General features: G+C 46.7%; 18 protein-coding genes, 1 pseudogene and 1 other annotated feature. Of the genes and pseudogenes, 2 read left to right on the forward strand and 17 right to left on the reverse strand.

Annotated features, from left to right (window positions below; translation table 11 throughout):
• Nucleotides 1–110 precede the first annotated feature (110 nt).
• The 6 genes from GC128_RS17895 to GC128_RS17915 form a co-directional block, all read right to left on the reverse strand.
• A complete protein-coding gene (locus tag GC128_RS17895) occupies nucleotides 111–488 on the reverse strand; it encodes a hypothetical protein (RefSeq protein WP_151995428.1) in 378 nt (125 codons plus the stop codon).
• Nucleotides 478–765: a hypothetical protein gene (locus GC128_RS17900; protein ID WP_151995429.1), complete on the reverse strand. Its 288-nt coding sequence runs from the start codon at nucleotides 763–765 to the stop codon at nucleotides 478–480. The genes GC128_RS17895 and GC128_RS17900 overlap by 11 nt, the downstream gene beginning before the upstream one ends.
• 254 nt (nucleotides 766–1019) lie before the next feature.
• Nucleotides 1020–1262 carry an Rz1 family lipoprotein gene (locus GC128_RS23310; RefSeq protein WP_407643527.1) on the reverse strand — a complete coding sequence of 81 codons (243 nt, stop codon included), beginning with the start codon at nucleotides 1260–1262 and terminating at the stop codon, nucleotides 1020–1022.
• A complete protein-coding gene (locus GC128_RS23315; protein WP_226812170.1) occupies nucleotides 1147–1443 on the reverse strand; it encodes a lysis system i-spanin subunit Rz in 297 nt (98 codons plus the stop codon). The genes GC128_RS23310 and GC128_RS23315 overlap by 116 nt, the downstream gene beginning before the upstream one ends.
• A complete protein-coding gene (locus GC128_RS17910; protein ID WP_151995430.1) occupies nucleotides 1443–1934 on the reverse strand; it encodes a lysozyme in 492 nt (163 codons plus the stop codon). Before GC128_RS17910 ends, GC128_RS23315 begins: the two co-directional genes overlap by 1 nt.
• A complete protein-coding gene (locus GC128_RS17915) occupies nucleotides 1918–2136 on the reverse strand; it encodes a class II holin family protein (protein WP_151995431.1) in 219 nt (72 codons plus the stop codon). The genes GC128_RS17910 and GC128_RS17915 overlap by 17 nt, the downstream gene beginning before the upstream one ends.
• 134 nt (nucleotides 2137–2270) lie before the next feature.
• On the opposite strand from GC128_RS17915, the pseudogene GC128_RS17920 reads away from it, so the two are divergent.
• Nucleotides 2271–2717, forward strand: a pseudogene (locus tag GC128_RS17920) (tyrosine-type recombinase/integrase); the annotation flags it as partial.
• A 63-nt stretch (nucleotides 2718–2780) separates the two neighbouring features.
• Here GC128_RS17920 and btuC read toward each other — a convergent pair.
• Nucleotides 2781–3761, reverse strand: coding sequence for a vitamin B12 ABC transporter permease BtuC (btuC, locus tag GC128_RS17925; RefSeq protein WP_151995518.1), 981 nt, complete (start codon nucleotides 3759–3761; stop codon nucleotides 2781–2783).
• Between the two features lie 392 nt (nucleotides 3762–4153).
• Between btuC and GC128_RS17930 the strand changes: the two genes are divergently transcribed.
• Complete coding sequence (locus GC128_RS17930) at nucleotides 4154–5095, forward strand: VirK/YbjX family protein (protein WP_151995433.1); 942 nt, start codon at nucleotides 4154–4156, stop codon at nucleotides 5093–5095.
• A gap of 93 nt (nucleotides 5096–5188) precedes the next feature.
• Here GC128_RS17930 and ihfA read toward each other — a convergent pair whose 3' ends face one another.
• The 10 genes from ihfA to GC128_RS17980 form a co-directional block, all read right to left on the reverse strand.
• On the reverse strand, nucleotides 5189–5488 hold the full coding sequence (ihfA, locus tag GC128_RS17935; protein WP_001229265.1) for an integration host factor subunit alpha: 300 nt from the start codon (nucleotides 5486–5488) through the stop codon (nucleotides 5189–5191).
• A gap of 4 nt (nucleotides 5489–5492) precedes the next feature.
• On the reverse strand, nucleotides 5493–7880 hold the full coding sequence (pheT, locus tag GC128_RS17940; RefSeq protein WP_151995434.1) for a phenylalanine--tRNA ligase subunit beta: 2388 nt from the start codon (nucleotides 7878–7880) through the stop codon (nucleotides 5493–5495).
• A gap of 14 nt (nucleotides 7881–7894) precedes the next feature.
• The gene (gene pheS, locus GC128_RS17945; RefSeq protein ID WP_034455974.1) at nucleotides 7895–8878 is read right to left on the reverse strand and encodes a phenylalanine--tRNA ligase subunit alpha; all 984 of its coding nucleotides are present in this window, start codon (nucleotides 8876–8878) and stop codon (nucleotides 7895–7897) included.
• Nucleotides 8879–8944: 66 nt separating this feature from the next.
• Nucleotides 8945–9068 (reverse strand) — a sequence feature (Phe leader region).
• A complete protein-coding gene (gene pheM / locus GC128_RS17950; RefSeq protein ID WP_001386830.1) occupies nucleotides 9019–9063 on the reverse strand; it encodes a pheST operon leader peptide PheM in 45 nt (14 codons plus the stop codon). (Overlaps the previous feature by 45 nt.)
• Before the next feature lie 76 nt (nucleotides 9069–9144).
• Entirely contained in the window at nucleotides 9145–9501 is a 357-nt protein-coding gene (gene rplT / locus GC128_RS17955; protein WP_000124850.1) for a 50S ribosomal protein L20, read from the reverse strand.
• Nucleotides 9502–9546: 45 nt separating this feature from the next.
• Nucleotides 9547–9744 (reverse strand): 50S ribosomal protein L35, encoded by a 198-nt coding sequence (rpmI, locus tag GC128_RS17960; RefSeq protein ID WP_005968897.1) that lies wholly within the window; start codon nucleotides 9742–9744, stop codon nucleotides 9547–9549.
• A 96-nt stretch (nucleotides 9745–9840) separates the two neighbouring features.
• Nucleotides 9841–10383, reverse strand: coding sequence for a translation initiation factor IF-3 (infC, locus tag GC128_RS17965; RefSeq protein ID WP_072009408.1), 543 nt, complete (start codon nucleotides 10381–10383; stop codon nucleotides 9841–9843).
• Between the two features lie 4 nt (nucleotides 10384–10387).
• Complete coding sequence (thrS, locus tag GC128_RS17970) at nucleotides 10388–12316, reverse strand: threonine--tRNA ligase (RefSeq protein ID WP_064518256.1); 1929 nt, start codon at nucleotides 12314–12316, stop codon at nucleotides 10388–10390.
• A gap of 483 nt (nucleotides 12317–12799) precedes the next feature.
• Complete coding sequence (locus tag GC128_RS17975) at nucleotides 12800–13051, reverse strand: YdgH/BhsA/McbA family protein (RefSeq protein ID WP_151995435.1); 252 nt, start codon at nucleotides 13049–13051, stop codon at nucleotides 12800–12802.
• Nucleotides 13052–13319: 268 nt separating this feature from the next.
• Entirely contained in the window at nucleotides 13320–14078 is a 759-nt protein-coding gene (locus GC128_RS17980) for a DUF481 domain-containing protein (RefSeq protein WP_151995436.1), read from the reverse strand.
• Nucleotides 14079–14241: the final 163 nt, after the last annotated feature.

The following is a 14241-nucleotide window of genomic DNA, read 5'->3' on the forward strand; positions in this document are numbered from 1 at the left end:
CGAACATAATATTATGTTATGTAAAAAATTTTAAAACGTAGCCCTACCAAAAAAAATAATAATAAAAAGCCACCAGTCACCTGGTGGCTTTTTATTATAAAATTAAGATGTTATTTTTTTTCTTTGAAATAGTAACCAATAATAAAACCGAGCGATGTGCCCAGAGCACTTATCATAATGGATAACACTTTGTCCACTTCAAGTAATGCAATGGATTTTGATTCTTCCAATAAACCTGCAGCTTTCAAAGAGATACTCCACTGGACCGCACAGTAATTGTAAATGAGAACAAAGAAAAAAGAAAAGATCAGAAGCCCAAAAAAACCCCTCATAAATGTGAGCGTTAGAGTACTTCGTGTTTTTCCATCACGATGTATCTGGGCTTGAACAACGGCTTCTATTTCATCCGCAGCTTTGTCAACTTTTTGGCTCTCATTTTTTACACCGCTAACCCTTGAAAGCAAGGCGCTAATATTATCAGTATCCATTATTATTTCCATCCTTGATACTAGATAACAACTTCATCGCTTCAATATAGTCCTCGATGGATTTGTTATATTCCTGTAATGCATCAATAGACTTCGATAAGTCACTGCTAAATGACATATAATAATCATTTATATTACCACTGCCTTTACTAACTTCAGTAAATCCATTCAACAACTTTTCAATTAGTGTTAAATTTACATCTGCCATTTCACTGGCAGTGTTTCGAAATGATGTTAATTTTTCAATTGCACTATTAATTTCTTTTGAAGCAGCCATGACATAATACTCTTGTAGGTTCTTCGTGTATCGTCTCATGATACAGCAATTCTGACAATAAAGTTGAAGTCAGTTGTCCCTTTGAAATCCTATGAGTTATGACCTAATTATACACCTTTAGCCTACCTATTTAAGGGAAACAGGTTAATCTTAAAGTAGTCTGCCATGGAGTGCGAAGAACTCATGCAATACTTGCTAGTTCTAGGCCAGTGGTTTGATTCATTTCAGTCTGATGTAGATCTGCAAGCCTGAAATCATTTTGCTGCTGGTTTCGATTCGCTCTCTGAGGGTGAAATAATCCCGTTGAGCGGCGTCAGTAAGTCGGGGGCTGATAGCATCATCCACGCTGGTGGGGCTGGTGGTTGAGGACACACCAGGGCACTAAGCGGCGAGGCGCAACCGCTTAGTGCCAGCAGCAACATCACGCTGCAACTGTTCAATAGTCGCTTTGGCATTCGCCAGTTCTCCGGTGTATTTTGCATCGAGCGCAGCAACATCACGCTGACGTGTCTGCATATCGCTAATCACCTGATTCCCCAAGGTGATATCATGCTCTGCTTTATCAGCACGCTGTATCTCATCCTGATATTTGGTGTGGTAGTAGTTAGCACTCCAGATCAGGCCACCAGCAAGGCTACACACGAACAATGAGATCAGGAGCTGGTAAGGGATTTTCATTATTGTTCCCAGGTACATACTGCGTACTCAATATCTCTGCGGGAGATAAGCCCTTTCCACTGCACACCATCAGCAAATGTCCACCGCTTCAGCTCATCACAAGCGCCATTGATATCACCTGTATTCAGCTTCTTCAGTAGAGTCGATTTGGCAAAAGCTCCGGCACCGACGTTATAGGTGAAAGAATAGAGAGCGGCGCGTGTTGGCTCAGGTATAGGAATACGAATTAACAGATCAATAGCCTTAGCAACCTTGCTCAGGTCTGACTTAAGCAACGCATCACATTCCCGGTTTGAATAGCGATACCCACGACGGATGTCACTGCCCGTATGACCATCGCAAATAGTCCAGACGTCTACTACATCCTGGTATGCATAATATCGACGACCTTCTACACCATCAGCATTACCCAGCATCACACCAGCAATTGTAATTGCACCGGCTCCACTGGCTATCGTGGCCACCAGCTTATTTCTAAGTGTCGGGTTCATGTTGGCTCCCATCCTTGCGCCGATCTTCTTTGATCTTGAAATAAAGGTTGGTCAGATAAGTCAGGATGGCTATCAGTATCCCGGCCAGTACACCAATGGCATTCCACTGTTCTGGGCTGTAGGCGTTAAGGATGCCATTGGCTATGCTGCCAATTGAGGCGCCGTAGGCTGCGCCAGTGGTTAATTTTTCCATTCGGTACATGCTCTCACCTCGCTTGGTGCGGGTGCTGTGTGAAGGGAATAAAAAAGCCCCGGCAAATGCCGAGGCCATATATTAATTCGCAATGATGAAGTTGCTATTTAGGTGGGAGCAACTGCCCACTCAGCACCTCTACACCACCCAAAACTCACGCGGGGAACAGAACTGTTCAATTGCTTAAACCTGCGCTGGAGGCTCTCAAGCGACAGTTCATACTCACTGGCCACATGGAGGCGACTGAAATAACATTTCACCACCGCGAGCGAGGGAAGCATGAAAAACAGACGCTGAGTTTTTGCTTTGTTCCTCGCCATGAGTGTACCAGTAAGAGCAGCCATTATTCTTCGAATACAATAAAAGGATCATGGGAGCGAGCAATGGAGAGAGCTGGCATCAGGCACCGCTCTCCTTACCACTCCAGGCATACGTATGCATGCTGGCTGTTATCCGCTGGTGCAAACCCATCGTTTATAGCCAGTCAGATGGGGCATGAAAATGCACAGATGGTCTACATGATTTATTCAAAATGGATTGCCACTATGAATAATGATCAGATAGGCATGCTGAATGAGAAGCTGGGTTAAGCAAGCCCCCAAAGTGTCCCAATATAAGCTGGGTAAAAAAATAAGCCTTTTATTACAGACACTTTACTTACCAGCCTTTAATAGTAGCCATATAAATAGCGGAGCGCCCAGCGTTGCTGTCACAACACCTATCGGCAATTCGGCTGAAACCAGCGCCAGACGTGCAATGACATCAGCGCCAAGCAACACTGTTGCTCCAGCCAGCGCACTGGCGGGCAATAAAATACGATGATCCGTTAGCCCCTTCAGACGCAGCATATGCGGGATGACCAGGCCGATAAAACCAATAGCGCCGGCAAGTGCCACACTCACACCGACCAGCCATCCTGTTGCAATAACCATAATATTACGCCACAACCAAACTGGTAGACCTAGCTGACGAGCAGACATTTCACCCAATGCCATTAAGTTTAATGGCGCATAGTTCCGACATAACCACAGCATGACAGGAAGCAGAGTTATCATCAGCCACCATTGCCGCCAGTCTACACCGCCAAAACCACCCATCATCCAATACATTAACTGGCGTAAGTCGAGGCTTGAACTGAAATAGATAGCCCAGGTCATCAGTGCACTACAGATAATCCCCAGGGCCACACCTGCAAGCAGCAATCGACTATTAGAAAGATGGCGCCGCGAAAAACGCAGCAGGATAAAAGTGATAATCAGCGCACCGGCGATCGCGCAAATACCCAGAATCCAGTCTGGCAGCATCCCTTGTCCAAGTAATACTGCCGCTACCAGCGCAACCCCTGCTCCATTGGAGACACCAAGCAGACCAGGCTCGGCCAGTGGGTTTTCGAATAGGGCCTGCATAATGGTACCAGAAATCGCCAATGCCGCGCCAACCAAGAGCACTGCTAAGGTACGGGGCATACGGATCTGCCAGATGAACAACTGTGCATCCTCACGCATCCAGTGTTGAGGAGAAAACCACTGGTCCCCGGCGCTTAAACTCAGCACCACCATCCCCAACATTGTGGCAAACAATGCAAGTAGCCAGCGGCGTTCGTGGCGGCGTTGTTGAGCGACAAAAGTGAGCATCTGCTTGGAAAGATCCGATGAGAGTGAATTCATGCAACTGATTTTACGGGGAGTTTCCTACATCCGACAAGCGCTAAAGGAAGCGCGCGGGTCTGCGTGTGAGATTTCTTCTATTCTACGCGCCCAATAATATATAGAAGGTAAATAGATAATAATTTACGGAGGAATTAGCACTGATACTTTCACTTCCATATATAACCAACCACAGAGACTATAAAACTCCATCACGTCATAATTAGCTTTGTAATTATTTAATAAATAACCATTATTTATCAACGGCATTACGAATATTAAATCGAGAATAAACGAAGTGTGATTATAAGAAGGCAAGGCGTGATCATTGCAGACTGCAGGGATTAAAATAAATAAAAATTCAAGGAAAGGTAATTACCGTGTCTGACAACACTCTGCAAAATACATATCTGCAAACTCCCGACAGAAACCTTATTTCTGATCTCATTACAGGAAAACTGCTCCCGGGTGCAATATGGCACAAGCGTAATTATCGGTTTAAATTTATGATGCGCGCAGCCCTCTTCTACTCCCCCACTCGCCGGATGCTCGAGAGCCTTGCATTGCGACCTGATTTTGAGCAGATGTTAAAGGCGCAAATAACATTACCAAGTAAGCCACATCGCCAATATTTAGTTCGGGGATTAAATGCCAGCCAACGTGCTGACGCGGTGATCGGGCATTATCAGTTCGTGGACTCATTATCATCAAAGCAGTTGGCTAGCGCATTAATTGCGGTACAAGAAAAAACACTGGTGACCCTTACAGGAAAAGATGACAGTCAGTTTTCGCTCTCGTCTTCTTGTGCAGGAAGTGCCGAACGTGAAGGTGAAAGTACACTGTGGCTTAAGGACAGCAACCAACACGTGCTCGCCAGTCTCACTTTTAGCGTTTTACGCTCCAAAGACCAATGGCAGCTTATGATTGGTGGCCTACAGGGTCCAAGACGGGAAGTAGCTCATGAGGTAATAAAGCAGGCAACACGAGCCTGCTACGGTCTGTTCCCTAAACGTCTTCTGATGGAGTTTATCTGGCAATTAGCAGCCCGGAGCGGAATTTCCAGCGTATATGGGGTCAGCGATAATGGTCATGTCTTCAGAGCGCTGCGATACCGGTTAAGTAAAGGCCGCCATTTCCACGCAAGTTATGATGATTTCTGGCAATCCATTGAAGGTATAAAAGACAACGCATGCCGTTGGCAGCTCCCTTTGCAGTTGGAACGAAAAACTCTTGAGAGCATCGCCAGTAAGAAACGTGCGGAATATCGTCGCCGCTTCCAGCTACTGGATGATATGGCGGCGCAAATTGCTAATCTGTCGTAGAGACGTTTCTTGCTGCGGCATTTAACTGAGATAAATTGCTGGATTTTAAGCAAAGAAAAAGGCCGCTAAAGCGGCCTTTTTGGTTAATTCAGGTTACTCGTCTTTCGGCGACGCGTTTTCAACCCTACTCTTCAACTTCTGACCAGGTCGGAAGGTCACTACACGGCGTGCCGTGATAGGAATATCTTCACCAGTCTTCGGGTTACGCCCGGGACGTTGGTTTTTATCGCGTAAGTCAAAATTACCAAAGCCTGATAGTTTAACCTGCTCGCCGTTTTCCAAAGCACGACGGATCTCTTCGAAAAACAGTTCTACCAACTCTTTAGCATCACGTTTGCTAAGCCCTAGCTTATCAAACAGATATTCTGACATTTCAGCTTTTGTAAGCGCCATACGTTCAATCCCTCAATGATGCCTGGAATCGCTCTTTTAATGCCTCTACACATTTTGCAACGGTAGCGGCCATCTCCTCTTCTTCGAGTGTACGGCCCGTATCCTGCAGGATAAGGCTTATGGCAAGGCTCTTATAACCTTCGGCTACGCCTTTACCACGGTACACATCAAACAAGTTTACGCCAACTACCTGATTTGCGCCAACTTTCTTACACTCTGCCAAAATATCTGCTGCGGGAACGTTTTCTGCAACCACAACTGCAATGTCACGGCGGTTCGCAGGGAAACGAGAAATCTCTTTAGACTCAGGCACAGCGCGGTCTGCAAGCTTGTTCCACAGCACTTCGAACACCAGTGTACGACCGTTGAGTGAAAGCTTACGTTCAAGTTCCGGGTGCACAACACCAATGAAACCAACGTATTCCCCGCATAAATAAATGGCAGCACTTTGGCCTGGATGCAAGGCTGGGTTGCTTGCTGCTTTAAATTCGATGTCTGAAAGTTTACCGGTCAGATCCAGAACAGCTTCCAGATCGCCCTTCAAATCATAGAAGTCGACGGTGTTACGCGCCAGATCCCAATGCTCTTCGTAGCGGTTGCCACAGATCGCACCAGCCAGCATAAGATCCTGACGAATACCCAGGTCTGCCTGCGTATCAGGAACAAAGCGTAAACCGGACTCAAAGATGCGCACACGCGCCTGCTGGCGGTTTTGGTTATAAACCACGGTATTGAGCAGGCCGGTCAGCAGGGACAAACGCATTGCTGACATTTCGCTGGAAATTGGACTTTGCAGAATCAGATTTTCTTCACCCGGGTGCAGCAGTTGTTGAACTTTAGGATCAACAAAGCTGTAGGTGATCACTTCCTGGTAGCCTTTATCGACCAGCATGGTTTTCACACGCTTGAGCGAAAGGTCAGCTTCACGGTGAGTACCCATGATCAGACCCGCTTGTACAGGCTCATTAGGAATGCTGTTGTAGCCATAAACACGCGCTACTTCTTCAACCAGATCTTCTTCAATCTGCATATCAAAGCGCCAGCTTGGAGCCACTGCCGTCCACTGGTTATCGCCTTCAGTCACTTCGCAGCCAAGACGACGCAGAATATCGCCAACCTGCGCATCTGAAATATGATGGCCAATCAGACGGTCCAGCTTGCTGCGACGCAGAGTAATTGTGGCAGCTTTTGGCAGATGTGCTTCATTAGTCACATCAATTACCGGGCCTGCTTCACCGCCACAGATATCAGTCAACAGACGAGTAGCACGTTCCATTGCTTTGTACTGCAACGCTGAATCCACACCACGCTCATAACGATGAGAAGCATCGGTATGCAAACCATGGCGGCGCGCGCGGCCGGTAATTGACAGCGGGCTGAAGAATGCACACTCAAGCAGTATGTTCTGGGTTTCATCATTCACACCAGAATGTTCACCACCAAAGATGCCGCCCATTGCCAGCGCTTTGTTGTGATCAGCAATGACCAGAGTATCGGCATTCAACTTCGCTTCGTTACCATCAAGCAGCGTCAGGGTTTCGCCCTCTTCTGCCATACGCACAACGATGCCACCTTCAATACGGTCTTTATCAAACGCATGCATTGGCTGGCCAAGTTCCAACAGCACGTAGTTAGTCACGTCAACTACCGCATCGATAGAACGAATACCGCAACGACGCAGTTTTTCTTTCATCCACAGCGGCGTAGGAGCTTTGACGTTGATGCCGTTAACCACACGGCCCAGGTAACGTGGACATGCTTCAGGCGCATCGACACGAATTGGCAGCGTGTCGGTAATAGTCGCCGCTACAGTAACTATTTCTGGCACGTTTAATGGCAGTTGGTTCACAACCGCAACATCACGGGCAACACCGATGATACCGAGGCAATCGGCGCGGTTTGGCGTGACGCTGATTTCGATAGTGTTGTCGTCAAGCTTCAGGTATTCGCGGATGTCGGTGCCAATCGGCGCATCCAGCGGCAGCTCAATAATACCGTTATGGTCATCGGAAATACCCAGCTCGGAGAATGAGCAGAGCATGCCTTCTGATGGCTCGCCGCGCAGTTTTGCAGCTTTAATTTTGAAATCGCCTGGCAGAACAGCACCAACGGTTGCCACAGCAACTTTCAGGCCCTGACGGCAATTTGGTGCACCACAAACGATGTCTAACAGACGGTCGCCACCGACATTAACTTTTGTTACACGCAGCTTGTCAGCATTCGGATGTTGGCCGCACTCAACCACCTCACCCACGACCACGCCGTTGAATTCGCCAGCAACGGCATCAACACCATCAACTTCAAGACCAGCCATAGTAATTTGACCGGAAAGCTCTTCACTACTGTTGGCTGGGTTTACCCATTCGCGTAACCAGAGTTCACTGAATTTCATTGGATATCCCGCCCTTATTTAAACTGTTTGAGGAAACGTAAATCATTTTCGAAGAATGCGCGCAAATCGGTTACGCCGTAGCGCAGCATGGTTAAACGTTCCATGCCCATACCGAAAGCAAAGCCTGAATAAACCTCTGGGTCGATACCAACGTTACGCAGAACGTTCGGATGCACCATGCCACAGCCTAATACTTCCAACCATTTGCCATTTTTACCCATCACATCAACTTCTGCGGATGGTTCGGTGAACGGGAAGTAGGACGGGCGGAAACGAATCTGCAAATCAGCTTCGAAGAAGTTGTTCAGGAAATCGTGAATCGTGCCTTTCAAGTTGGCGAAGTTGATATTGGTATCAACAATCAAACCTTCCATCTGGTGGAACATTGGCGTGTGAGTTTGATCGTAGTCGTTACGATACACGCGGCCCGGCGCGATAATACGAATCGGCGGCTGCTTGTCTTTCATGGTGCGAATCTGAACGCCAGAAGTCTGGGTGCGCAGTAAACGAGTTGCATCGAACCAGAATGTATCGTGGTCAGCACGAGCCGGGTGATGGCCTGGAATATTCAGCGCATCGAAGTTGTGATAGTCATCTTCGATTTCCGGGCCAGTCGCCACGGTGAAGCCTAACTCACCGAAGAAGCTTTCAATACGGTCGATGGTGCGTGTTACTGGATGCAAACCACCATTTTCAACACGGCGGCCAGGCAGTGAGATATCGATAGTTTCTTCTGCCAGGCGAGCATTCAGTGCAGCACTTTCAAGTGCATTTTTGCGAGCATTCAATGCTTCCTGCACTTTCTCTTTGGCTTCATTAATTACTGCACCCGCTGCTGGGCGCTCTTCTGCTGGCAATTCACGTAGGGTGGTCATCTGGAGGGTCAGATGACCTTTTTTCCCTAAATACTCGACGCGTACGTTGTCTAACGCGGCAACATCCTGGGCCTCGTTTATGGCGGCCGTTGCGTTGGCAACCAGCTCTGCGAGATGTGGCATGGTATTCCTCTTATGCCGGCATAATTACCGGGGTAGTTGATTCGTATACAAAGATAAAAAGGATGCAAAAAAAAAGCCTCCATTATGGAGGCTTTCGGCGCTATTTTTCGTTTCTTTTCTTACGCGCAAAGCCCCCGAGTTCAGGTGCTAAAGTAAAAAAAGAAACGGAAAATAGCAGCATTCATGCTTGCAGTTACCTTATTGAACAGTGTTAAACATTACCGTTAGAAATTAAAAGAGGGAGCAAGCTCCCCCTAATAACTGGCTTACGCCAGAGCTGCTTTCGCTTTTTCAACTAGTGCAGTAAATGCCACTTTGTCGAATACCGCGATGTCAGCCAGGATCTTACGGTCGATTTCAACAGAAGCTTTTTTCAAGCCGTTGATGAATTTGCTGTAAGAGATCCCGTTCTGACGAGCTGCAGCGTTGATACGTGCAATCCACAGCTGACGAAATTGACGTTTACGTTGACGACGGTCACGGTAAGCGTATTGGCCAGCTTTGATAACAGCCTGGAAAGCAACGCGGTATACGCGTGAACGCGCACCGTAGTAGCCTTTGGCTTGTTTAAGGATTTTTTTGTGACGAGCACGTGCGATAACACCACGTTTTACGCGAGCCATATTAGCTCTCCTGTTCTATATTCTGAATTAATTAAAAAGTGCTACTTATGCGTACGGCAGGCAAGCGATGACCAGGCCCAGATCCCCTTTGGAGACCATACCTTTCGGACGCAGGTGACGTTTACGCTTAGTAGACTTTTTAGTCAGAATATGACGCAGGTTAGCGTGCTTACGCTTAAAACCACCACCGGCGGTCTTTTTGAAGCGCTTAGCAGCGCCGCGTACAGTTTTAATCTTTGGCATTTAATAACTTTCCACTTCGCATTGTTAATAAAACGAACCAGAAGGCGAACAAAACTCACGAGGCCGAAACCTCGCGAGAACTGTTACTTGATGGCCTTACTGTTTCTTCTTCGGAGCGAGCACCATGATCATCTGACGGCCTTCGATCTTCGATGGGAAGGATTCGACGACTGCCAGTTCACTCAGATCGTCACGGACGCGGTTAAGCACTTCCATACCAATCTGTTGGTGAGCCATTTCACGACCGCGGAAACGCAGTGTGATTTTAGCTTTATCACCCTCTTCCAGAAAGCGAACCAGGCTGCGGAGTTTTACCTGATAGTCGCCATCATCGGTACCAGGTCGGAATTTGATTTCCTTGACCTGAATAACTTTTTGCTTCTTCTTCTGTTCCTTAGAAGATTTGCTTTTTTCGTAGAGGAATTTGCCGTAATCCATAATTCGACAAACAGGCGGTTCAGCATTAGGACTGATTTCAACTAAATCAACCCCAGCCTCCTCGGCTTTTTCTAAAGCTTCATTCAGACTCACAATACCTAGTTGCTCGCCGTCTATACCTGTCAGACGAACCTCAGTGGCACGAATTTCTCTGTTTATGCGATTAGGACGCGCCGGTTGAACTCTTTTTCCGCCTTTAATAACTCTATTCCTCTAGTTGATTAAGATTGCGACTGCGAATTTCATTCTGCAGCTTTTCAATCAATTCGTTGACGTCCATGCTCCCCAAATCTTTGCCACGACGGGTACGAACGGCAACTTTGCCTGCTTCGACCTCTTTATCGCCACAAACTAACATGTAAGGGACACGACGCAACGTGTGTTCACGGATTTTAAAGCCAATCTTCTCATTTCTCAAGTCTGCTTTTACGCGAATGCCTGCATTTTGCAGTTTACGGGTCAATTCTTCGACATAATCAGACTGTCCATCAGTGATATTCATAACCACTGCTTGTACCGGCGCCAGCCAAGTTGGGAAGAAGCCCGCAAATTCTTCGGTCAGGATACCAATGAAACGTTCCATTGACCCGAGAATTGCACGGTGAATCATTACCGGAACTAGGCGTTCGTTACTTTCGCCGATATAAGACGCGTTCAGGCGTGATGGTAAAGAGAAGTCCAGCTGTACAGTGCCGCACTGCCATGCACGATCCAGGCAGTCATACAGGGTAAATTCAATTTTAGGGCCATAGAATGCACCCTCACCCGGTTGATAATCAAACGGTATATTATTTTCTTGCAGCGCTACGGCCAAATCCGCCTCTGCACGATCCCACATTTCGTCGGTACCGATGCGTTTTTCCGGGCGGGTAGACAGCTTCACAACGATTTTTTCAAAACCGAAGGTGCTGTACATGTCATAGACCATGCGGATACAGCTGTTCACTTCATCGCGAACCTGCTCTTCGGTACAGAATACGTGAGCATCGTCCTGAGTAAAGCCACGAACACGCATCAGGCCATGCAACGCGCCTGACGGCTCGTTACGGTGACAGCTACCAAACTCAGCCATACGTAATGGCAGGTCGCGGTAAGACTTCAGACCCTGGTTAAAGATCTGCACATGACCCGGGCAGTTCATTGGCTTGATGCAGTATTCACGGTTCTCGGAAGAAGTAGTAAACATCGCATCTTTATAGTTGTCCCAGTGGCCGGTTTTTTCCCACAGCACACGGTCCATCATGAACGGGCCTTTCACTTCCTGATATTGGTACTCTTTGAGTTTGGAGCGTACAAACACTTCCAACTCACGGAAGATAGTCCAGCCGTCATTATGCCAGAACACCATACCTGGCGCCTCTTCCTGCATATGATACAGGTCGAGTTGCTTACCAATTTTACGGTGGTCACGTTTAGAGGCTTCTTCCAAGCGTTGCAGATATGCATTCAGTTGCTTTTTATCTGCCCACGCGGTGCCATAAATACGTTGCAGCATTTTGTTGCTGCTGTCGCCACGCCAGTATGCACCGGATGTTTTCTGCAGTTTGAAATGATGGCAGAAACGCATATTCGGTACGTGCGGACCACGGCACATATCAACGTATTCTTCATGATGATACAGACCTGGCTTATCATCATGGCTGATGTTTTCATCAAGAATCGCAACCTTGTAGCTTTCGCCACGGTTAACGAAAGTTTCGCGGGCTTCGTGCCAGCTCACTTTCTTCTTGATGACATCGTAATCTTTCTCAGCCAGCTCGTGCATACGCTTCTCGAGCAGCTCAAGATCTTCCTGCGTCAGCGTGTGGTCAATGTCAACGTCGTAGTAAAAACCGTTATCAATAACCGGGCCAATCGCCATTTTAGTGTGCGGCCACAGTTGTTTGATGGCATGACCCAATAAGTGGGCGCATGAGTGGCGGAGAATCTCCAGGCCAGCTTCATCTTTAACGGTGATAATCGCGAGTTTAGCATCGTGCTCAATAACATCAGATGCATCAACCAGTTCGCCATCAACACGGCCAGCGATACACGCTTTGGCAAGGCCAGGACCGATGTCCAGGGCTACATCCAGCGGGCTAACAGCATGGTCGTAATGGCGTTGGCTGCCATCAGGAAGAGTAATAACAGGCATTAATAAGTCCTTATCTGCAGTGGTGACCCACACGTAAGATCACATGCAACATGTATTTTACTTTAGTTTCAATAGGTTGCGTCACCTTCTCGCCTACAATTGCAAGGCCGGGTCCACAATTCCTGCGTGAATGTGCGGTTCACAACTTCACGACGGTTGAGAATACTATCACTTTAAGGAGGGTATGTCGCGTTTCTCAGTCCAGAATCATCTTGATACCGGTAATAATAACTGACTGTTTTATCCCTATTTTTTTACGCAACTATCAGTGAAAATACGTTTTTATTCTCGAAAAAGATGCAAATGAAACTAATAAGATTTTCTAAACATTGCGCTGACCAATAATTACATTATCGGTTTATAAGACTAGGAAAATAAAAAACCGGGCATCTTGCTCCGGTTTTTTATTTCATACGAATTTGAAAAATGAGCGATCAATTAGCAAGTTCGTATAAATGAAAACTAAACAGCACTGGTTAATTATTAATACCACTCGCCAGCAACCAGGGTGTGGACATCAAAAGCATCATCCATTGAACGGCCAGTTGACTGAGCGCCCGGCTGGATATTTGAACCAGCTTCAATATCAGTGGCATGCCATGTGCTGGATGGTGCTGTCTGCGTGGTGGCTGTATTGCTTGTCAAAGTGGTGGTAGTTGCAGGTTGAGCTGCAAATGCACCGAATGAAATCACCGAGAGTACGGCTGCTGCAGCGGTATATTTAATTGTTTTCATATTCATTATTCTCTTATTTAGTGGACCAGCAGGCATATTGCCTTACACAAAATAAGAGTAGATCCAGATCACACTTTTTCCCAGTCAATTTATTTGTCAAATAGTTTCAAAGATACTGAATATATGTCGAAGTGATAGATTGTGGAGAGATTATGAAGGGAAAGCAGGCATATTGGATTTTATTTAAAACAAAACCATGGACCAAAATAATATTAGCACATAGTGATAAAATAAAACATTAAAGCCGGGAATTACCCGGCTTTGCCAATTACATCTTATAACCAAGAGTAACTGCGGTGCGTCTATCTGTATGCTCTGGAGCTGAATCAGGTGGATTTGAGTTCCAGGTGACGTTGTAGCCAACCCGCAAACCAAAGTGCTCATTGATTGCAACTTCAAGCGCAGTTTCAGAGTTTACCGTCGTATCCTGACTACCCAGCACAGAAACACCCTGGATAAATTTGGCGTTATCGGTCAGCTGCCAGTTATAGATACCTGACGCGTAACCCAACGGCTGAGTCTTATGCCCGCCATCTGTGTACTCGTCATAACGCACGCCAGGACCAAATTCCACACGCAGACTGTGTACCGGGCCACTGAGGAACTGACGACCATAACCTGCGGTCAACACATCACGCGACTGATATCCGTTGTAGCGGTCTGTTAACCAGCTGGCCTGACCAAATAGATAATCGCTATCAGTCATGTTGTAACGGCTACGACCACCAGCAGCATAAGTCTCAGAAGAGCGCTCATCGTTAGAGGACGTGTTGTTTGCATTACCCCAAAGTGACCACGCGGTAGATGTGTCGTACCAGGTCATGTTGGTGTTCGCAGTCAACGAAGAACTTGTGGTGTTACCTGATTGCGCAAGGTAACCCGCATTCAGGTTACCTTCGAACGGTTTCTTAGCGGTAGATGGGTCATCCATGACAGTGAAAACCGAATTATCTGCAATTGCAAAGTGACTCAATAGCGCACTTCCGGTCAGCAAAATTGCAGCCGGTACTGTCTTAACTAAATTCATTTAATCGTCCGTACAACATAAAAAGAAACCATCAAGGTTCCGGAATCTCTTCTGTGGATCAAATAATTATGAGCCAAGAAAGGTTACAAATTATAAAAAAGCCCGAATAACATAGCAATGAATTCTTCTTTCATTTTTTGAATAAGAGAGCTCTTAAAACATC

Origin of the sequence: Buttiauxella massiliensis (genome assembly GCF_902500225.1) — a bacterium.
GTDB lineage: Bacteria > Pseudomonadota > Gammaproteobacteria > Enterobacterales > Enterobacteriaceae > Buttiauxella > Buttiauxella massiliensis.

Bases quoted from the DNA above. Each gene is read 5' to 3' on its own strand.
- GC128_RS23310 (WP_407643527.1), bottom strand. From the start codon at position 1,262: ATGTTGCTGCGCTCGATGCAAAATACACCGGAGAACTGGCGAATGCCA.
- btuC (WP_151995518.1), bottom strand. From the start codon at position 3,761: ATGCTCACTTTTGTCGCTCAACAACGCCGCCACGAACGCCGCTGGCTA.
- pheT (WP_151995434.1), bottom strand. From the start codon at position 7,880: ATGAAATTCAGTGAACTCTGGTTACGCGAATGGGTAAACCCAGCCAAC.
- pheS (WP_034455974.1), bottom strand. From the start codon at position 8,878: ATGCCACATCTCGCAGAGCTGGTTGCCAACGCAACGGCCGCCATAAAC.
- GC128_RS17915 (WP_151995431.1), bottom strand. From the start codon at position 2,136: ATGTACCGAATGGAAAAATTAACCACTGGCGCAGCCTACGGCGCCTCA.
- ihfA (WP_001229265.1), bottom strand. From the start codon at position 5,488: ATGGCGCTTACAAAAGCTGAAATGTCAGAATATCTGTTTGATAAGCTA.
- rpmI (WP_005968897.1), bottom strand. From the start codon at position 9,744: ATGCCAAAGATTAAAACTGTACGCGGCGCTGCTAAGCGCTTCAAAAAG.
- thrS (WP_064518256.1), bottom strand. From the start codon at position 12,316: ATGCCTGTTATTACTCTTCCTGATGGCAGCCAACGCCATTACGACCAT.
- GC128_RS17975 (WP_151995435.1), bottom strand. From the start codon at position 13,051: ATGAAAACAATTAAATATACCGCTGCAGCAGCCGTACTCTCGGTGATT.
- GC128_RS17980 (WP_151995436.1), bottom strand. From the start codon at position 14,078: ATGAATTTAGTTAAGACAGTACCGGCTGCAATTTTGCTGACCGGAAGT.
- GC128_RS17910 (WP_151995430.1), bottom strand. From the start codon at position 1,934: ATGAACCCGACACTTAGAAATAAGCTGGTGGCCACGATAGCCAGTGGA.
- GC128_RS23315 (WP_226812170.1), bottom strand. From the start codon at position 1,443: ATGAAAATCCCTTACCAGCTCCTGATCTCATTGTTCGTGTGTAGCCTT.
- GC128_RS17895 (WP_151995428.1), bottom strand. From the start codon at position 488: ATGGATACTGATAATATTAGCGCCTTGCTTTCAAGGGTTAGCGGTGTA.
- GC128_RS17900 (WP_151995429.1), bottom strand. From the start codon at position 765: ATGGCTGCTTCAAAAGAAATTAATAGTGCAATTGAAAAATTAACATCA.
- rplT (WP_000124850.1), bottom strand. From the start codon at position 9,501: ATGGCTCGCGTAAAACGTGGTGTTATCGCACGTGCTCGTCACAAAAAA.